General features: G+C 67.4%; 22 protein-coding genes. 11 read left to right on the top strand and 11 right to left on the bottom strand.

The window, feature by feature from the left end:
• Positions 1 to 10 precede the first annotated feature (10 nt).
• Entirely contained in the window at positions 11 to 301 is a 291-nt protein-coding gene (locus tag JMJ54_RS15650; RefSeq protein WP_203539493.1) for a co-chaperone GroES, read from the bottom strand.
• 244 nt (positions 302 to 545) lie between these two features.
• Positions 546 to 1,427 (bottom strand): LysR family transcriptional regulator, encoded by an 882-nt coding sequence (locus tag JMJ54_RS15645; protein WP_203539492.1) that lies wholly within the window; start codon positions 1,425 to 1,427, stop codon positions 546 to 548.
• A 131-nt stretch (positions 1,428 to 1,558) separates the two neighbouring features.
• Between JMJ54_RS15645 and JMJ54_RS15640 the strand changes: the two genes are divergently transcribed.
• A complete protein-coding gene (locus tag JMJ54_RS15640) occupies positions 1,559 to 2,206 on the top strand; it encodes a glutathione S-transferase family protein (protein WP_203539491.1) in 648 nt (215 codons plus the stop codon).
• A 9-nt stretch (positions 2,207 to 2,215) separates the two neighbouring features.
• Complete coding sequence (locus JMJ54_RS15635; protein ID WP_203539490.1) at positions 2,216 to 4,246, top strand: pyridoxamine 5'-phosphate oxidase family protein; 2,031 nt, start codon at positions 2,216 to 2,218, stop codon at positions 4,244 to 4,246.
• On the opposite strand, the gene JMJ54_RS15630 is transcribed toward JMJ54_RS15635, so the two are convergent.
• Complete coding sequence (locus JMJ54_RS15630) at positions 4,243 to 4,878, bottom strand: TetR/AcrR family transcriptional regulator (RefSeq protein WP_203539489.1); 636 nt, start codon at positions 4,876 to 4,878, stop codon at positions 4,243 to 4,245. The two genes, JMJ54_RS15635 and JMJ54_RS15630, sit on opposite strands and share 4 nt — an antisense overlap.
• 110 nt (positions 4,879 to 4,988) lie before the next feature.
• Between JMJ54_RS15630 and JMJ54_RS15625 the strand changes: the two genes are divergently transcribed.
• From JMJ54_RS15625 to JMJ54_RS15585, 9 genes are all read left to right on the top strand, one after another.
• The gene (locus JMJ54_RS15625; protein ID WP_203539488.1) at positions 4,989 to 6,275 is read left to right on the top strand and encodes an NAD(P)/FAD-dependent oxidoreductase; all 1,287 of its coding nucleotides are present in this window, start codon (positions 4,989 to 4,991) and stop codon (positions 6,273 to 6,275) included.
• The gene (locus JMJ54_RS15620) at positions 6,260 to 7,048 is read left to right on the top strand and encodes a DUF1365 domain-containing protein (protein ID WP_239000131.1); all 789 of its coding nucleotides are present in this window, start codon (positions 6,260 to 6,262) and stop codon (positions 7,046 to 7,048) included. Before JMJ54_RS15625 ends, JMJ54_RS15620 begins: the two co-directional genes overlap by 16 nt.
• Complete coding sequence (locus JMJ54_RS15615) at positions 7,045 to 8,256, top strand: SAM-dependent methyltransferase (RefSeq protein WP_203539487.1); 1,212 nt, start codon at positions 7,045 to 7,047, stop codon at positions 8,254 to 8,256. The genes JMJ54_RS15620 and JMJ54_RS15615 overlap by 4 nt, the downstream gene beginning before the upstream one ends.
• A gap of 4 nt (positions 8,257 to 8,260) precedes the next feature.
• The gene (locus tag JMJ54_RS15610) at positions 8,261 to 8,776 is read left to right on the top strand and encodes a chalcone isomerase family protein (protein WP_203539486.1); all 516 of its coding nucleotides are present in this window, start codon (positions 8,261 to 8,263) and stop codon (positions 8,774 to 8,776) included.
• On the top strand, positions 8,773 to 10,017 hold the full coding sequence (locus JMJ54_RS15605) for an MFS transporter (RefSeq protein ID WP_203539485.1): 1,245 nt from the start codon (positions 8,773 to 8,775) through the stop codon (positions 10,015 to 10,017). Before JMJ54_RS15610 ends, JMJ54_RS15605 begins: the two co-directional genes overlap by 4 nt.
• Positions 10,014 to 10,565, top strand: a complete 552-nt coding sequence (locus JMJ54_RS15600; protein ID WP_203539484.1) for a DUF3833 domain-containing protein — start codon at positions 10,014 to 10,016, stop codon at positions 10,563 to 10,565. Before JMJ54_RS15605 ends, JMJ54_RS15600 begins: the two co-directional genes overlap by 4 nt.
• Positions 10,550 to 11,335, top strand: coding sequence for an SDR family NAD(P)-dependent oxidoreductase (locus tag JMJ54_RS15595; protein ID WP_203539483.1), 786 nt, complete (start codon positions 10,550 to 10,552; stop codon positions 11,333 to 11,335). The genes JMJ54_RS15600 and JMJ54_RS15595 overlap by 16 nt, the downstream gene beginning before the upstream one ends.
• A complete protein-coding gene (locus tag JMJ54_RS15590) occupies positions 11,325 to 11,759 on the top strand; it encodes a nuclear transport factor 2 family protein (protein ID WP_203539482.1) in 435 nt (144 codons plus the stop codon). Before JMJ54_RS15595 ends, JMJ54_RS15590 begins: the two co-directional genes overlap by 11 nt.
• 145 nt (positions 11,760 to 11,904) lie before the next feature.
• Positions 11,905 to 12,156: a hypothetical protein gene (locus tag JMJ54_RS15585; RefSeq protein ID WP_203539481.1), complete on the top strand. Its 252-nt coding sequence runs from the start codon at positions 11,905 to 11,907 to the stop codon at positions 12,154 to 12,156.
• 13 nt (positions 12,157 to 12,169) lie between these two features.
• Here the strand turns inward: JMJ54_RS15585 and JMJ54_RS15580 are convergent, their stop codons facing one another.
• From JMJ54_RS15580 to JMJ54_RS15545, 8 genes are all read right to left on the bottom strand, one after another.
• Positions 12,170 to 12,583 carry a VOC family protein gene (locus JMJ54_RS15580; protein ID WP_203539480.1) on the bottom strand — a complete coding sequence of 138 codons (414 nt, stop codon included), beginning with the start codon at positions 12,581 to 12,583 and terminating at the stop codon, positions 12,170 to 12,172.
• A 106-nt stretch (positions 12,584 to 12,689) separates the two neighbouring features.
• Positions 12,690 to 12,893 (bottom strand): zf-HC2 domain-containing protein, encoded by a 204-nt coding sequence (locus JMJ54_RS15575; protein ID WP_203539479.1) that lies wholly within the window; start codon positions 12,891 to 12,893, stop codon positions 12,690 to 12,692.
• Positions 12,880 to 13,491: a sigma-70 family RNA polymerase sigma factor gene (locus JMJ54_RS15570; RefSeq protein WP_203539478.1), complete on the bottom strand. Its 612-nt coding sequence runs from the start codon at positions 13,489 to 13,491 to the stop codon at positions 12,880 to 12,882. The genes JMJ54_RS15575 and JMJ54_RS15570 overlap by 14 nt, the downstream gene beginning before the upstream one ends.
• A gap of 65 nt (positions 13,492 to 13,556) precedes the next feature.
• The gene (locus JMJ54_RS15565) at positions 13,557 to 13,862 is read right to left on the bottom strand and encodes a panthothenate synthetase (RefSeq protein WP_203539477.1); all 306 of its coding nucleotides are present in this window, start codon (positions 13,860 to 13,862) and stop codon (positions 13,557 to 13,559) included.
• A gap of 49 nt (positions 13,863 to 13,911) precedes the next feature.
• On the bottom strand, positions 13,912 to 14,364 hold the full coding sequence (locus JMJ54_RS15560) for a DoxX family protein (RefSeq protein ID WP_203539476.1): 453 nt from the start codon (positions 14,362 to 14,364) through the stop codon (positions 13,912 to 13,914).
• Complete coding sequence (locus JMJ54_RS15555) at positions 14,361 to 15,086, bottom strand: HvfC/BufC N-terminal domain-containing protein (protein ID WP_203539475.1); 726 nt, start codon at positions 15,084 to 15,086, stop codon at positions 14,361 to 14,363. The genes JMJ54_RS15560 and JMJ54_RS15555 overlap by 4 nt, the downstream gene beginning before the upstream one ends.
• A complete protein-coding gene (gene bufB / locus JMJ54_RS15550) occupies positions 15,080 to 15,925 on the bottom strand; it encodes an MNIO family bufferin maturase (protein ID WP_203539474.1) in 846 nt (281 codons plus the stop codon). Before bufB ends, JMJ54_RS15555 begins: the two co-directional genes overlap by 7 nt.
• A gap of 167 nt (positions 15,926 to 16,092) precedes the next feature.
• Entirely contained in the window at positions 16,093 to 16,338 is a 246-nt protein-coding gene (locus tag JMJ54_RS15545) for a BufA1 family periplasmic bufferin-type metallophore (RefSeq protein WP_203539473.1), read from the bottom strand.
• Between the last annotated feature and the right edge of the window lie 67 nt (positions 16,339 to 16,405).

The following is a 16,405-nucleotide window of genomic DNA, read 5'->3' as shown; positions in this document are numbered from 1 at the left end:
GGATCGGAGCTTATTGCTCGACGACGCCCATCACGTCTTCTTCGCGCATCACCAGCAGCTCGTTGCCGTCGACCTTGACGGTCTGGCCGCTGTACTTGCCGAAGATCACCTTGTCGCCGACGGCGAGGCCGAGCGGACGAACCGAACCGTTTTCCAGGACCTTGCCGTTGCCGACGGCGACCACTTCGCCCATGTCCGGCTTTTCGGCGACGTTGCCCGGCAGCACGATGCCCGAAGCGGTTTTTTCTTCGGCTTCGACACGCTTGATGACAACGCGGTCATGCAAAGGACGGATTTTCATCGTTGACTTCTCCTGAAGATGAGTAACGCAAATCGAACGCAACGCGTTCTAGACAGACGGTTTTAGCACTCGAGGCTAACGAGTGCCAATAGTAGGGGCGAGGTAGGGGTTTTTCAAGAGGGTGAAACCACCGCGCTTGTCGGCACGTACCGTTCACGCGAGTTGTGAACACAACTGTCGGGCGCCAAGGAAGACCGCCCATCACCCCGGGGCAAAGTGTCCGGGACAATTCACACCCGCGCAGTCAGCCCGCCAGCGCCCGCTTCATCCACTGGATGAACAGACGGGTCCGGTGCGGCAGCAGGCCGGCGTGCGGATAGACGATGTGGACCGGCAGAGGCGGCAGCTGGAAATCCTGCAGCAGCGGCAGCAATCGGCCGGCGGCCAGATGCTCGGTGATCTGGTAGGACAGGAACTGGCCGATGCCGAGGCCGGCCACGCAGGCATCCACCGCAGGCAGGCCGTGATTGCACTCCAGGTTACCCGAGATCGGCACGCTCAGCGACCGCCCCTGATTCTGGAACAGCCAGGTCGTGCGGCCGTTGCCGGTAAAGCGGATACAGTTGGCGTGAACGAGATCGCCGGGAAGCTGCGGCGCCGGGTGCCGGGCCAGATAGTCCGGGCTGGCCGCCGCAATGCGGTGGATTTCGCCGACACGCTGGGCGATCAGGTTCGAATCGTCGAGCGGGCCGATGCGGATGCCGACGTCGATCCCTTCCTCGATCAGATTGGCGACGCGGTCGAGCAGCACCAGCCGGCACTGCACCTTGGGGTGGGCCTGCAGGAAGCCCGTGACCGCCGGCGCAACGTACATCTGGCCATAAAGCACCGATGCCGTGACGACGAGCCGGCCGCTCGGTTCATCGTGCTGGTCGGACAGGCGCTGCTCGGCTTCGTCGACCGCGCCGAGGATGTGGCGGCAGCTCTCCAGATAGGCGCGGCCTTCGTCGGTCAGCGACAGCCTGCGGGTGGTGCGGTTCAGCAACCGTACGCCGAGCGCCTCCTCCAGCGCCGCCAGCGTGCGCACCACCACCGGCAGCGACGACGCCAGCGCGCGGGCCGCGCGGGTGAGGCTGCCGTGTTCAACGATGGCGACGAAAGTCTGCATCGCACGCAATTTGTCCATGAGCTTTCCCGATGACCGGAACGGCCGGATTGATCCGGATTATGGAGTAGTTAAATAGTCGAGATGACATTTATCCGGAAGAAGAACCTATCCAGAATGCATAACACCTACTCCCCAACGAGGCCACCATCATGAGTACCCAACACCCTGCCCAGCCTATCCGTCTCTACCGCCACCAGCTGTCCGGCCACAGCCATCGCGTCGAACTGTTCCTCGGCCTGCTCGGCCTGCCGTACGAACTGGTCGACATCGACCTCCGTGGCGGCGAGCAGAAAAGCCCCGATTTCCTGAAGCTGAACCGCTTCGGCCAGATTCCGGTCATCGACGACAACGGCACCGTACTGGCCGACTCGAACGCGATCCTCGTCTATCTGGCGCAGCGCTACGGCGAAGGCCGCTGGCTGCCGGCCGATCCGCTCGGCGCGGCCCGGGTGCAGCGCTGGCTGTCGGTCGCCGCCGGCCAGATCGCCGCCGGCCCGGCATCGGCGCGGCTGGTCAACCTGTTCGGCGCCAAGCTGGACCTGCCGGCGCTGATCGCCCGCAGCCATGTACTGCTCGCGGTGATCGAATCCGAACTGCCGCCACAGGGTTATCTGGCCGGCGAACAGGCAACGATCGCCGACGTGGCCTGCTATAGCTATATCGCCCGCGCGCCGGAAGGCGACGTCTCGCTGGCCGATTACCCGCAAGTGCGCAGCTGGCTGGCCCGGATCGAGGCACTGCCGGGCTTCGTCCCGATGATCGAATCGCCGGTCGGCCTCGCCGCACAGACCGCATAGGAGACAACGATGGCCCTGGTCGGATGGTCGCACGAGTCCTCGCCGTTCCACCCCGGCGAGCAGGCGGTACAGGCGCGCGTCGGCGTGCGCGACAAGGTCGAGGCGATCGGCCGGCAGGTCGTTCGCGGCTACATGCCCGACCAGCACCGCGAGTTCTTCGCCCAGCTGCCTTTCGTCGTCCTCGGCGCCGTCGATGCCGACGGCCAGCCGTGGGCGACGCTGCTGGTCGGTGATCCGGGCTTTGCCCGTTCGCCCGAGCCGCGCACGCTGCGGCTCGACGCCCGACCGGTGACCGACGATCCGCTCGCCACCGCGCTGCAGGCCGGCGCACCGGTCGGCCTGCTCGGCATCGAGCTGGAAACCCGCCGGCGCAACCGGATGAACGGAACGGTTGCCGACACCGATGCGCGCGGCATCTCGGTCGCGGTGACGCAGAGCTTCGGCAACTGTCCGCAGTACATCCAGAAACGCGAATACCGCCGCGTCGAGCCCGACGCGATACCGGCGCCACCGGAGTCTGCAACGGTGCTCGATGAAGCGGCACTCGCCCGGATCGCCGCCGCCGACACCTTTTTCATCGCCACCCACTTCGCCGAAGCCGGCGTCGATACCGGCCGCGACGGCGCCGATGTCTCGCACCGTGGCGGCAAGCCCGGTTTTGTCCGCGTCGACGACAACACGCTGGTCTGGCCCGACTTCGTCGGCAATTTCCACTTCAACACGCTAGGCAACCTGCAGGCCAATCCGCGCGCCGGGCTGCTGTTCCCCGACTTCGACAGCGGCGACCTGCTGTATCTGGCCGGCCGTGGCGAGATCGTCTGGGACGGTGACGAGCTGCGCGCTTTTGCCGGCGCCGAGCGGCTGGTGCGCTTCCGGGTCGAGCGGGTGCTGCGGCTGCGCGGCCGCCTGCCGCTGCGCTGGGCCTTGCAGGAAACCTCGCCGATCCTCGCCGGTACCGGCGACTGGCAGGCCGTCGACGAAGCGGTGGCACTGATGCAGCTGGCCGACCGGTACCGGCCGCTGCGGGTGCTGCAACGCGTCCGCGAAAGCGGGACGATCACGTCCTTCCATCTGCAGCCGGCCGACGGCCTCGGCGTCGTCCCGTACCAGCCCGGCCAGTTCCTGCCGATCCGCATCGACGTGCCGGGCCTGGGGCTGCTGACGCGGACATATTCGCTGTCGCAGGCGGCCGACGGCCAGACGTACCGGATTTCGGTCAAACGCGAAGGCCGGGTCTCCCGGCATCTGCACGATGCACTGCAGGCGGGCGACCTGCTCGACGCACAGGCGCCCCGCGGCCAGTTCGTGCTCGACGCGGCGAGCACACGCCCGGTCATCCTGCTGAGCGGCGGCGTCGGCATCACGCCGATGCTGGCGATGCTCGACACGCTGGCGCCGGCCAGCGGCGAACGCCACCGCGCGCGTTCGGTCTGGTTCGTCCACGCCGCGCGCAACGGGCGAGAACACGCGTTCGGCGCGATGCTGCGCGAACGCGCCGCGCAACACGCGAAGCTGCGGGTTCACGTCCGTTACTCGCAACCGGACGAAGCCGACCGGCTCGGGCACGATTACGACAGCGCCGGCCGGATCGACGCCGACCTGCTGCGCAGCCTGCTGCCACTCGACGATTACGATGTCTATCTGTGCGGCCCGGACGGCTTCATGCGCCAGACCTACTGGGCGCTGCGCGGGCTCGGCATCGCGAAGCACCGCATCCATTACGAATTCTTCGGTCAGGGCGAGCCGCTCGAAGCCGACGCTGCCGCAGCGGTACCGGCGCCGACGGTGGCACAACCGGTCCGGTTCGAACGCAGCGACCGAAGCACCGAATGGAACCCGGGCCAGACCCTGCTGGAGGCCGCCGAAGCCAGCGGGCTCTCGCCGGCCTACAGCTGCCGCGCCGGCCTGTGCGGCAGTTGCAGCACGCCGCTGCGCTCGGGCGAGGTCTGCTATCCGAATCCGCCCGCCTACACGCCGCGTGAAGGCGAAGCGCTGATCTGCTGTGCGATGCCGGTCAGCCCGGTCGTGCTGGCGCTCTAGCCGGCGTCCGCGCTGTCGGCCCGGGGCGGAGCTAGGCCGTCAAACACCACACTGAGCATGTGGGCGACGATCGCGTCGCTGTCGTACTTGCCGTAGAGCTGCAGGTACTCGACCGCCGGATCGCAGGTGCGCGAATAGTAGTTGTAGAGGATCACGTCGTTGGGCAGGTCGGCACGCAGCGCCCCCTGCTGTTTGGCCTGCGTGACGATCCGGTCGAGCTGGCCGTTCAGCTTCAGCACCCGCGTCACGTAACGCAGGCTGCGCACCAGCATGGCACGCACCTGCGGGCTGCCCGACGGCAGGAAAGGCAGTCCGCCCTGCAGGCGCACCCGCAATGCCCACGCCAGCAGGTCCTGCAGGCGCTGCAACGGTGTCAGCGCGGCATCCTGCCCGGCCAGAAAATCCAGCGCGCCATCGAGCAGCCGCACCATCGCCTCGGTCGCCAGGTCTTCCTTGGACTTGAAATGCTTGTAGAGGCTGGGCTTGGAAATGCCGACCTCGAGCGCGACGTCGTCCATCGTCATCAGGTCGAAACCCTTGCTCGCCAGGAGACGCGTCGTCGCCGCCATCACGGCCTCCTCGCGCAGCCGGAAGGCCTGATCCTTGAAGCTCAACCTGTCGGATAAACTCATCGGTATTCTCTTTTACTAACGAGTAGCATTTTTTACTTTCCGGTTCTAACCTGCATATTAGCACCGCACGCACTGGTGCCAAGCCCTTCCGGCCCAGCAGGGGAAAACCCGTGAACGCTACCGTTGCCCAGCACAGCAGGATCGCCGTCGTCGGTGCCGGCATTGCCGGCCTTGCCAGTGCCTGGCTGCTGTCCCGCCAGCATCACGTCACGCTGTTCGAGGCCGGATCGCGGCTGGGTGGCCACACCAATACCGTCGACGTCACGCTCGAGGGCCACACCCACCCGGTCGATACCGGTTTCCTGGTCTTCAACGACCACACCTATCCCAACCTGATCGCCCTGTTCGACGAACTCGGCATCGGCTCGCACGCCTCGGACATGTCGTTCGGCGTTTCGGTCGACGACGGCCGGCTCGAATGGGCCGGCAGCAGCCTGCGCACGGTATTCGCCCAGCACCGCAACCTCGTGTCGCCGGGCTTCTGGCGCATGCTCGGCGACATCCTGCGCTTCAACCGGCTGGCCGAAAACCGGCTGCTGGCCACGGCCGGAACGGACCAGACACTGGCGACACTGCTGCAGCGCGACGGCTACGGCCAGCGTTTTGCCGACGACTACCTGCTGCCGATGGCAGGCGCGATCTGGTCGAGCTCGACCCGCGACATCCTGCAGTTTCCGGCCGAGACCTTCCTGCGCTTCTGCCTCAACCACGGGCTGCTGCGGCTGTCGAACCGGCCGCAGTGGCGCACCGTGGCCGGCGGCGGGCGCGAATACGTGCGCCGGCTGGCCGCCGCCGTCGCCGACATCCGTCTCGACACGCCGGTGTGGTCGGTCACCCGGCACGCGCATGGCGTACAGCTGCATACCGATGCCGGCAACGAACAGTTCGATGCCGTGGTGCTCGCCACGCACGCACCGCAAACGCTGCGCATGCTGGCCGATGCGAGCGAGCGCGAACGCGCCGTGCTGGCATCGGTGCGCTACCAGCCCAATACCGCGCTGCTGCACACCGATGCCACGCTGCTGCCCAAGCGCCGCAGCGTCTGGTCGGCGTGGAATTACCTCGGCGACGTCGATGCCGGACAGGGCCGGACGACGTCGGTCAGCTATCTGATCAACCGCCTGCAGCCGCTGCCGTTCGACACCCCGGTGATCGTCACGCTCAACCCGACCCGCTGGCCGGCCGAATCGAAGCTGCTGGCGCGTTTCGAGTACGAACACCCGCTGCTCGATACTGCGGCGATCGCCGCGCAACAGATGCTGCCGGCTTTGCAGGGCCAGCGGCGGACCTGGTTCGCCGGCGCCTGGACCGGCTACGGTTTTCACGAGGACGGGCTGAAATCGGCACTGCGCGTCGCCGCCGATTTCGACCTGCTGCCGCCATGGGCCAAGCTGTGAACGCCGGCTTCGTCCTCGTCGGCCGCGTGATGCACGCGCGGCTGCGGCCGGTGCGCCACCGTTTCGTCTACCCGGTGTTCTGCATCCGGCTGAACCTCGGCCAGCTCGACGCCGTCGGCAACCGCTGGTTCGGCATCGACGCCCGCCGGCCGCTGTCGCTGCGCATCCGCGACTACGGCCCGCGCGACGGCAGCCCGCTGCTGCCGTGGATCCGCCGCCAGCTTGCCGATGCCGGCCTGCCGGCCGACGGCGAGGTCTGGCTGCAGACGTTTCCGCGCGTGTTCGGCCACGTGTTCAACCCGGTGAGTTTCTGGTTCTGCCACGACGCGGCCGGCGGTTTGCGGGCGCTGCTGGCCGAGGTCAACAACACCTTCGGCGAGCATCACGCCTACCTGCTCGGCGCCCCCGACGGCGGCGTGATCACCGCCGGCACCGAGCTGCACTGCCGCAAGCGCCTGCACGTGTCGCCGTTCTGCCGCGTCGAAGGCGGCTACCGCTTCCGAGTGACCGAACGCGACGGCCTGAGCTGCGTCGCCATCGACCATGACGACCGCGACGGCACGCTGATCCGCACGGCGATTTCGGGCCGGCTGCTGCCGTGGCAGGCCCCGACGCTGCGCCGCGCGCTGCTGCGCCAGCCGCTGCTGACACTCGGCGTCGTTTTCCGCATCCACTGGCAGGCGCTGCAGCTCTGGCTGCGCGGCGTGCCGTTCTTCCGCAAACCGGCGCCACCCGAACAGCGGCTGAGTGCAGAACCGGAGTCCCGACCATGAGCGCCATCCTGCCCCGTTCCGCCATCCCGCTGCCGGCATCCCGGCCGCCGGCCACCGCCCGCGCGCTGCTCGCCATGCTGCCGCGGCTGCAACGCGGCCAGCTGCTGCTGACGCTGCCCGACGGCCAGCAGCTGCGCTTCGGCCAGCCCGACGGCGGCCCGCATGCCGAGCTGCAACTGCACGACTGGCGGGCCTGCGCGCGGATCCTGCGCAGCGGCGACATCGGTTTTGCCGAGGCGCTGCGCGACGGCTGGCTCGCGTCCGCCGACCTGACCGCCCTGCTGCGGCTGGTGCTGCAGAACGAAGCCGTGCTGACGCGGACGCTGTTCGGCGGCCGGCTCGCCGGCCTCGTCCACCGCCTGCGCCACTGGCTGCACCGCAACAGCCGGCGCGGCAGCGCCCGCAACATCCACGCCCACTACGATCTGGGCAACGATTTTTACGCGCTGTGGCTCGACGACAGCCAGACCTATTCGAGCGCCTGGTTCGACGGCGACCTGCGGCAGGACCTCGGCCATGCGCAGGCGGCCAAATACCAGCGCATCATCGACGTACTGAAGCTGCGGCGCGGCATGCGCATTCTCGAAATCGGATGCGGCTGGGGCGGCTTTCTCGAACATGCGGCGCAACGGGGGCTGACCGTGCACGGCGTGACGCTGTCGCGCGAACAACTGGCACTGGCGCAGACGCGGCTGGCCGGGCTGCCGTCCGCCAGCGTGGAGTTGTGCGACTACCGCGACCTGCGCGGCCGCTACGACGCCATCGTGTCGATCGAGATGTTCGAAGCCGTCGGCGAAGCCTACTGGGACGGCTACATGGCCACGCTGCAACGTCTGCTCAGGCCCGGCGGCGCGGCACTGGTGCAGAGCATCACCATCGACGAGGCCCGCTTCGCGCGTTATCGCGCCGGCAGCGACTTCATCCAGCAGTTCGTGTTTCCGGGCGGCATGCTGCCCAGCCCGCAACGCTTCGTTGCCGCCGCTGCACGCCGCGGCCTGCGCTGCGAGGACCAGTTGCACTTCGGCGCCGACTACGCCGAAACGCTGCGCCGCTGGCACCGGGCCTTCGAGCACCGGCTGCACGAGGTCCGCGCCCAGGGTTTCGACGAGGCCTTCATCCGCATCTGGCGGCTTTACCTTGCCTACTGCGAAGCCGGCTTCGACGAAGGGCGGATCGGCGTCGCCCAGTTCGCGCTGCGCCGGGACTGAGACGATGAAAACCGCGCTGCTGCTCGTGCTGGCGCTGCTCGGCCCTGCCGCGGCGGCGCAGTCGTGGCGCGAGGCATTGCCGCAGGCGGCACTGCAGGGCCAGGGCGACTTCACCTGGCTGGGCTGGCGCGTGTACACGGCAAGGCTTTGGAGCGCCGGCCCGCTGCGCGACGACGGCACGCCGTTCGCCCTGCAGCTGACCTATCACCGTTCGATCAGCCGGTCCCGTCTGGTCGACACCAGCCTCGACGAGATGCAGCGTCTGGCCGCAAGGCCGGTCGATGCCGCCACGCTGGGCCGCTGGCGCAGCCAGCTGGAACAGGCCTTCATAGACGTCGCCCCCGGCGACGAGCTGACCGGCGTCTATCTGCCCGGCTACGGCTGCCGTTTCTACGCGCGCGACCGCCGGCTTGCCGGCATTGCCGACCCCGAGTTCGCCCGGGCCTTCTTCCGCATCTGGCTGGCGCCGGACAGCCGCGACGCCGGGCTGCGGCGGCAACTGCTGGGCCTGCAGCCATGAACCCGCTGCTGCCCTACGGCCTGCTCGGACTGCCGCTGGCGATGGCGGCGCTGCCGGTCTACGTGCTTGCACCGGCCTATTACAGCCAGCAGCTGGGGCTGCCGCTGGCGATCACCGGCACGGTGCTGTTCGCCGCCCGGCTGATCGACATGCTGCAGGACCCGTGGCTGGGCCAGTGGGTCGACCATCTGGTGCGGCGCCGGCACCTGCACCGCTGGCTCGCCGCGAGCGGCCTGCTGCTGGCGACCGGCTTTGCCGGACTGTGGGCACCGCAGGTCGTCGACGGGGCCCTGGCATGGTGGCTGGGCACAATGCTGGTCCTCGCCTGTACCGCGCACGGCTTCATCAACATCGCCTATCTGGCCTGGGGCGCAACGCTGGCGCCAGCCAGCCAGACCGCTGCGGCCGCCTGGCGCGAAGGCGCGGGGCTCGTCGGGGTCCTGCTGGCAAGCGCCTTCGCCGGCTACGGTGCAACGCTGACCAACCCGGATCAGGCACGCTGGTGGCAGCTGTTTTCGCTGGTCTTCGCGCTGCTGCTGGCCATCGGACTCGGCCTGCTGTTGCGCGCGGCGCCGTCGATGGGTCAACCAGCCGGTCCGGCCCGGGGTGGCTGGCGGCATGCGCTGGCGCTTCCGGTGTTCCGCGGTCTGCTCTGGCCCTACTTCATCAATGCCGTGGCGGTGGCGATCCCGGCCACGCTGGCACTGTTCTTCATTCGCGACCGCCTGATGGCACCGGCGTGGTCCGGCGTCTTCCTGTCGGCCTATTTCGTCGCCGGCGCAGCCGGCCTGCCGGGCTGGACACGGCTGTGCCGCCGCATCGGCGTCGCCCGCGCGTGGCAGGCCGGCATGCTCGCCGGCATGGCCGGCTTCGTCTGGGCGGTGCTGCTGCAGCCGGGGCAGGTCTGGGCCTATCTGGCGGTCTGCGTGCTGTCGGGGCTGGCGTTCGGCGCCGATCTGGCGCTGCCGCCGGTGCTGCTGGCGCGGATCATTCCACTCGGTGATGCACCGGGCACCTACTACGGCGTCTGGAGCCTGCTCGGCAAACTCGCGCTGGCGCTGTCCGGGCTGGCACTGCCGCTGCTGGCCGCGCTCGGCTACCACGGCGGCAACCGGGGTGGCCCAGCGGGGGGCACGGCGCTGGCACTCGTCTACGCCGGCCTGCCCTGCGCGCTGAAACTGCTGGCCTTCCTGACCTTGCAGCGCTGGCTGGCGCGCCTGCCCATGGGGAAGATGCGATGAAAACGGTCTGCAGCCTGTTGGCCGCGCTGTGGCTCGGCGCCTGCGCGGCACCGGATATCGAAACGTACCGCCAGCAGACACCGGTCTTCGATCCGGCCCACTATTTCACCGGCCGTACCGAGGCATGGGGCATGTTCCAGAAGCGCGACGGCGAAGTCATCAAACGCTTCAAGGTCGACATCGACGGCCGCCGCGACGGCGACCGGCTGATCCTGGACGAGCGCTTCGTCTACAGCGACGGCAGCCGGCAACAGCGCATCTGGACGCTGACACCGGACGGCCCCGGCCGCTGGCGCGGCCGCGCCGACGACGTGATCGGCGAAGCCGTTGGCGATCTGGCCGGCAATGCGCTGCACTGGCGCTACCGGCTGCGACTGCCGGTCGACGGCAGCGAGTACGAGGTCGACTTCGACGACTGGATGTTCCTTGCCGACGACCGCACGCTGATCAACCGGGCCAGCATGCGCAAGTTCGGCATCGAACTCGGTCAGGTCACGCTGTTCTTCCGCAAGCGCTGCGGGGAGGCGCCGCCATGTTCGGACCGCTGAATCCCCGCTTCGCGGCCTGGACCGGGCAGACCGTCTGGGTGATCGGCGGATCGAGCGGCATCGGCGCGGCGCTGGTGCGCAGGCTGCTGGCCGCCGGCGCCCGTGTCGCGCTGTCGGCCCGTCGCGCCGACAAACTTGAAAGGCTCGCCGCGCAGAATCCGGCCGCACTCGTGCTGCCGCTCGACGTCACCGACCCGCAGGCATGGGCAACCGGCTGGCACACCTTGTTGCTGCACTGGGGCATGCCGGATCTGGTGGTCTTCTGCGCCGCAGACTACCGGCCCGAACGCAGCTGGCAGATCGCCGCCGGCCCGGCCCGCCGTACGCTCGAAATCAACCTTGCCGGTGTCTACTACGGGCTGGAGCTGATCGTGCCGGCGATGCTCGCCAGCCGGCACGGCGGCATTGCGCTGATCGCCAGCGTGGCCGGTTACGTCGGCCTGCCCGGCGCCACCGTCTACGGGCCGACCAAGGCGGCGCTGATCAATCTGGCCGAGCTGCTGTACTGCGACCTGCACCGGCACGGGCTGGGGGTGTATCTGGTCAACCCGGGCTTCGTCAAAACGCCGCTGACCGACAAGAACGACTTCACCATGCCGGCACTGCAGACCCCCGAACAGGCCGCCGCCCGCATCCTGAGCGGCATTGCGCGCGGCCGCTTCGAAATCCACTTTCCCCGCCGTTTCACCCTGCTGATGAAGCTGCTGCGGCTGTTGCCGCAACGGCCGCGTCTGGCCCTGCTGCAAAGGATGGTCGCCCATGAGTCCTGATCTCGACGCGCTGCTCGACTGGTACGCCGGACTGACGCCGGCCGGTCTGGACCGGATTGCGCAGTTCTATGCGGCCGACGCGTATTTCAAGGACCCGTTCAACGAGCTGCAAGGCCATCACGACATCACCCGGCTGTACGCGCACATGTTCGCGACGCTCGAACAGCCGCACTTTCGCATCGTCACGCGGTTGCAGCAGGGAACGCAGGCCTTCGTGACCTGGGATTTCGACTTCGGCTTTCGCGGTCGCCCCTACCGCGTGCATGGCGGCACCCATTTCCGTTTCGATGACCGGGGCCGGATCACCGTGCACCGCGACTACTGGGATGCCGCCGAGGAGCTGCTGCAGAAGCTGCCCGTGGTCGGTGCACCGCTACGCTGGCTGCGCCGCCGTCTGGCGCTGCCAGCGGCTGCAGCCGGCTGAATCCCTGGCCGCAAGCGCCGGAGACGGGGCTGCACAATTTGTTAACAAATTAATTGCTTACTGGGCATCGCCGCTCGGCCGCGTTTTAGGCTATCTTGTAAGAAACATCATCCTTTGGTCACACAAGCCGACTAGAATCGCAGCCATGAACTTCAAACTCCCCGACGGCATCAAGGATGGCGACCATCCGTCGCTGTTGTTCGCCACGTCACCGGCCACGGTCAGCCCCGAAGACCGTGCCGAGCAGGCCGCCAAGGCGCGCCGTATGGCACTGGTCAAACTGAAAAGCGCGGTGATGTCGCGGATCGTGGCCAAGGCTCGCGAGCTCGGCGATACACCCGAGCACCTGCTGAGCGAGCTGGCACAGATCTACCGGCAGCAGTCCGGCCACATCTGACCCGGCGCAACCGCTATTCGCAGTTGACCATCCAGTTGATCCCGAACCGGTCGGTCAGCATCCCGAAGCCTCTGGCCCAGAACGTCTGCTGATACGGCATCTGCACGTTCCCGCCATCGGCCAGCGCATCGAACATCCTGCGCCCCTGCTCGAGATCGCTGGTGGCAATCGACAGCGTACAGCCGCTCATCGCCTGCGGCGGCGAACCGGGCATCCCGTCCGACCCCATCAGCTGCGAATCGCCGACGGTAAAGTCGCAGTGCATCACCTTGTTCAGCCACACCTCGTCCAGACCGTCGCAGCCCGATCCCGGTGGTGCATCCTTGTTGCGCATCAGCATGCCCACCTTCGCGCCGATCGCCTGCTGATAGAAGGCCAGCGCTTCGTCGCAACGGCCGTTGAAGGTCAGGTACGCTTGCACGTGCATGATGTACTCCTCGAGAGTCCGGCCGCGGCGCGGCACACGTCGCGTTCTAGTCCGCGCGCCGGACTCCAGCAAGGCGAAACGGGAGTTGGCCAGGCCGGAAGGCAGCTCAGTCGTCGGCCGGGGGAGCCTCGGGGAGCCGGCCACCGCGCAACCGGTCACCGGCCTGCTTCAGCATCTGCACTTGGCGACGGAAGTTGCGGCATCCGGAACAGATCGGCAAGTGGGCGTGCACCACCAGCCACTCGTGCGGCGATAGCGGACGATCGAGCGCGTCGGACAGCAACTTCGAGACGGTCTTACAGTTGGCCATGGTCGTCCTCCGCCGAGAAGCCTTTTTCAGACAGACAGGTGCGCAGCCGCAACCGGGCACGGTAAAGCAGCACGCTGCAGTGATTGGCGGTCACTTCGAACTCGCCGCAGATTTCCTCCATTTCCAGCCCGAGAAACTCCCGTGCCATGAACACGCGGCCGTACTGCTCCGGCAAATGTTCGAGACAGGCCTCGAACAGGCGCCAGAACTGGCGCTGCGCCAGCAGCGTCTGCGGGTCGGGCCACGCCCTTGGCTTGACGGGTTTGTCCCAGTGGCCGCCGGCATCGAACAGCAAGGCGTCGAGCTGCGCGTCGTCGTCACGCTCGCTGCCCAGATCGGCCAGATTCACCAGCCGCTGCCGCTGCCGCATCGCGTCGATGATCTTGTGCCGCAGGATGCCGAACACCCAGGTCTTGTGTTCGGACTGGCCGGCAAAACCGTCAGCCTGCAACCAGGCCGCCGTCATGGCCTCCTGCACCGCATCCTCGGCGGCGGCTTCATCGCGCAACTGCAGACGCGCGAAGCGGAACAGGTCGCGGCGCAGCCCGACCAGATAAGCGTCGTCGTGAATCCCGTCCTGCGCGCGGCTTGTATTCAAATGCGTGTCCTGATGAGGGTGGGCGGACTCGCAAGGCCAGCCGCCCGACTCCGGTACGTCGAGACTTACCCCCACGTTTTGCCCAGTTGCTCCAGTCCGGCCTGCTGCAGATCGGCCGGCGTCATCAGGATGCGGAACTTGCAACAGGCATCGAAGTTGAGGAAAAAAGGCTCGGCCAGCGACGGCACCGCCGACGCGCTGGGCACGTCCACGACAAAGAAGCCGCCGCGCTTGCCGTCCTGTTCGGTGAAGTACGCGGCCTCGGGTTTGATCGTTTCAAGGATACGCCCGATCACCTCACCCACCTTGCCGCTTCTGACCAGCGAATTGAAGGGTTCGATCGGAAACTCGACCGTGAGCAACATTTTCATCTGATGAACTCCTCAAAAGCGCGGCATTGAATGGCGCTGCCGCAGACGCCTACTTCGTGTAGCGCCGCTGCCAGAACCGGTCGAGCGACCACGCGCCGCAGCCGTGAACCACCAGATAGACGAGCATCACGCCCCAGAGCACGTGATCCTTGATCTCCGCAGCGCCCAGATCCGGGTACGAAATCACCGCGACGATGTTGACGACGAACAGGCCCGCCGCGGCAAACCGGCCGAACAGGCCGAGCACCAGCAGCACCGGCAGCACCAGCTCGCCCGCCGTCGCCAGCGGTGCCGCGACCGCAGGCGCGAGAATCGGGACGTGGTATTCCTCGGTAAACAGCAGCAGGGTCGTGTCCCAGTCGCGGATCTTGGTCAGCCCGGACAGGAAAAAAGCCCTGGCCACGTACAAGCGGGCAGCCAGCGCCAGCAACGGCGCCAGTTTCGCGACCTGCGACTCGCCCCAACCGTAAATGCAGCCCAGTCTGGCCAGTATCGTCATCATTCGTTCTCCTCGAGATTGCGGATCAGCCCGTGGCCGAACAGCCATGCCAGCAGCAGTTCGGGCTCACCCTCGGCACCGGACAACGCGTCACCGACCGGCGATCCGGCCAGCAATGCGCTCAGCCATCCGGCTTCGTGCAGCTCGACCGCCCGCCAGCCTTCGCGCCAGACCAGCACCGCCTGCCCGCCGGCATCCGGGTCGGCCGATGCGCCACCTTCGTGCATGGCCGCGATGTCGGCGATCGGCCAGCGCGATGAAACAACCAGTGCCAGCGCCGGATCGAATCCGAGCGTGCAGCGCCCAAAGCCGCCCTCATCCAGCGCCGCAAGCCGCGCCCGATCCAGCGGCGCCGAATCGGGGGCATACCACGCGCGGTGGCGCGCCCAGTCGAAACGCGCGACGTCGGCGAGGTAAGGCAAGTCCGCAGCCGGCGCGAAGCCGTCAAGAAAACCGGCCAGTGCCGCACCGTCGTCGTGCAGGTTCGCCGACGCAGCCGGCATCGCGATCACGTAGGCGCGCGCCATCGCCCGGAACCAGTCGCGCCCGACCAGCGCCGCCACGGTCGGAAATGCGTTTTCCAGCGCGTCGACCCGGTTCAGCCGGACATTGTTGCGATACAGCGCCAGATTGCCCCGGCTTGCCGCAGTCAGGCAGCCTGGCTCGAACGCGTCGTCCACCAGGCCGGCGGCGAATTCGGCCAGCGTGTCGGCATAGCTCAGCATGCGAAGACCTCGCTCCTGGCTTCGACCCGCGCCGTCAGCGCCCGGTACTCGTCGAGCAATTCGGCCAGCGGCGGCAGATGGGTGTCGCGCTCGAGCAGCACCGGCTGCGGCCCGAACCGCGCCAGCGCGGCGTCGAGCAAGGCCCACACCGGTGCGCTGACCGATGTGCCGTGGGTATCGATCACCACACCGTCGAGGACTTCGAAACCCGCGACATGAATTTCACCGACACAATCAACCGGCAGGCAGGCCATCTCGGCCAGCGGATCGACCCCAAGATTGAGCGCGTTGACATACAGATTGTTGACATCGAGCAGCACGCCACAGCCGGTCCGCCCGACCAGCGCGGCCAGCAGCTCTGCCTCGCCATAGCTTTCGTCGTCGTAGGCAATGTAGCTCGAGACGTTTTCGATCAGGATGCGCCGGCCCAGCGCGGTCTGGACCGCGTCGATGCGGTCAGCCAGCAGCGCCAGCGCACCTTCGATCCGCGGCACCGGCAGCAAGTCATTGAAAAAGCGCCCGGCCGCGCGGTTCCAGCACAGGTGTTCCGACACCATGGCCGGCTCGATCCGCGCGACCAGCGCCTTCAGCTGCGCCAGATGCGCCGGATCGAGCGGCTCGGCGCTGCCCAGCCCCAGACCGACACCATGCAGACTGACCGGGTAATCGGCACGCACGGCCTCGAGCTGGGCAATCGACAGACCACCACCGAAATAGTTCTCGCTATGCACTTCCCACCAGGCGACATCGGGACGCTGCGACAGCACGTCGGCGACATGCGGCGATCGCAGCCCCAGCCCTGCGGCAGGCGGCAAAACGGAGTGGGGTAATGTACTCATCTCATCTTCCAGCGAGCCGGTCGGACGGACCCGGCCCCGTTGTAGCGCAAGAAGCAGCTGACAGGCCCCGGAGAAACGCATGCAGACAAGGCACGCAGACGCCGTTCGGACTGCAGGGACACCCGGCCAGCACCGCGCCACCCGCCCCGGTTTTGTCAGCCACTCGTTTACATTGCTTTCAGCGAGCCGCCCATCTTGGCGCACGTGCCTGCCGGGACGAACTTCCATTCAGCCGGGTCCATGTCCTTGCTGGCCTGACCGGCGCACGAATGGCTGTTGCCCTTGCAGTCGTTCTGGCCTGCCTTGGCAACGCCAAAACACTTCTCCTTGTCCGCAGCAAATGTCGGCGCCGACATCGTTGCGCCGAGGACCGCGGCCAGCGCCGATGCAACCAGCAAATGTTTCTTTTCCATGATCGTTCTCCAGAGAGTTGAAAGGGAGCCGCAATTGCGTCTCTCCCAATCAGAGTCGGACAAGGCC

Origin of the sequence: Jeongeupia naejangsanensis (assembly GCF_016865585.1) — a bacterium.
Taxonomy (GTDB): domain Bacteria; phylum Pseudomonadota; class Gammaproteobacteria; order Burkholderiales; family Chitinibacteraceae; genus Jeongeupia; species Jeongeupia naejangsanensis.
This window is presented reverse-complemented; position numbering and strand designations above follow the sequence as displayed.

Bases quoted from the DNA above. Each gene is read 5' to 3' on its own strand.
- JMJ54_RS15650 (WP_203539493.1), bottom strand. From the start codon at position 301: ATGAAAATCCGTCCTTTGCATGACCGCGTTGTCATCAAGCGTGTCGAA.
- JMJ54_RS15590 (WP_203539482.1), top strand. From the start codon at position 11,325: ATGAGTCCTGATCTCGACGCGCTGCTCGACTGGTACGCCGGACTGACG.
- JMJ54_RS15580 (WP_203539480.1), bottom strand. From the start codon at position 12,583: ATGCACGTGCAAGCGTACCTGACCTTCAACGGCCGTTGCGACGAAGCG.
- JMJ54_RS15605 (WP_203539485.1), top strand. From the start codon at position 8,773: ATGAACCCGCTGCTGCCCTACGGCCTGCTCGGACTGCCGCTGGCGATG.
- JMJ54_RS15565 (WP_203539477.1), bottom strand. From the start codon at position 13,862: ATGAAAATGTTGCTCACGGTCGAGTTTCCGATCGAACCCTTCAATTCG.
- bufB (WP_203539474.1), bottom strand. From the start codon at position 15,925: ATGAGTACATTACCCCACTCCGTTTTGCCGCCTGCCGCAGGGCTGGGG.
- JMJ54_RS15635 (WP_203539490.1), top strand. From the start codon at position 2,216: ATGGCCCTGGTCGGATGGTCGCACGAGTCCTCGCCGTTCCACCCCGGC.
- JMJ54_RS15585 (WP_203539481.1), top strand. From the start codon at position 11,905: ATGAACTTCAAACTCCCCGACGGCATCAAGGATGGCGACCATCCGTCG.
- JMJ54_RS15630 (WP_203539489.1), bottom strand. From the start codon at position 4,878: ATGAGTTTATCCGACAGGTTGAGCTTCAAGGATCAGGCCTTCCGGCTG.
- JMJ54_RS15575 (WP_203539479.1), bottom strand. From the start codon at position 12,893: ATGGCCAACTGTAAGACCGTCTCGAAGTTGCTGTCCGACGCGCTCGAT.
- JMJ54_RS15615 (WP_203539487.1), top strand. From the start codon at position 7,045: ATGAGCGCCATCCTGCCCCGTTCCGCCATCCCGCTGCCGGCATCCCGG.
- JMJ54_RS15600 (WP_203539484.1), top strand. From the start codon at position 10,014: ATGAAAACGGTCTGCAGCCTGTTGGCCGCGCTGTGGCTCGGCGCCTGC.
- JMJ54_RS15545 (WP_203539473.1), bottom strand. From the start codon at position 16,338: ATGGAAAAGAAACATTTGCTGGTTGCATCGGCGCTGGCCGCGGTCCTC.
- JMJ54_RS15620 (WP_239000131.1), top strand. From the start codon at position 6,260: ATGGGCCAAGCTGTGAACGCCGGCTTCGTCCTCGTCGGCCGCGTGATG.
- JMJ54_RS15560 (WP_203539476.1), bottom strand. From the start codon at position 14,364: ATGATGACGATACTGGCCAGACTGGGCTGCATTTACGGTTGGGGCGAG.
- JMJ54_RS15595 (WP_203539483.1), top strand. From the start codon at position 10,550: ATGTTCGGACCGCTGAATCCCCGCTTCGCGGCCTGGACCGGGCAGACC.
- JMJ54_RS15645 (WP_203539492.1), bottom strand. From the start codon at position 1,427: ATGGACAAATTGCGTGCGATGCAGACTTTCGTCGCCATCGTTGAACAC.
- JMJ54_RS15640 (WP_203539491.1), top strand. From the start codon at position 1,559: ATGAGTACCCAACACCCTGCCCAGCCTATCCGTCTCTACCGCCACCAG.
- JMJ54_RS15555 (WP_203539475.1), bottom strand. From the start codon at position 15,086: ATGCTGAGCTATGCCGACACGCTGGCCGAATTCGCCGCCGGCCTGGTG.
- JMJ54_RS15610 (WP_203539486.1), top strand. From the start codon at position 8,261: ATGAAAACCGCGCTGCTGCTCGTGCTGGCGCTGCTCGGCCCTGCCGCG.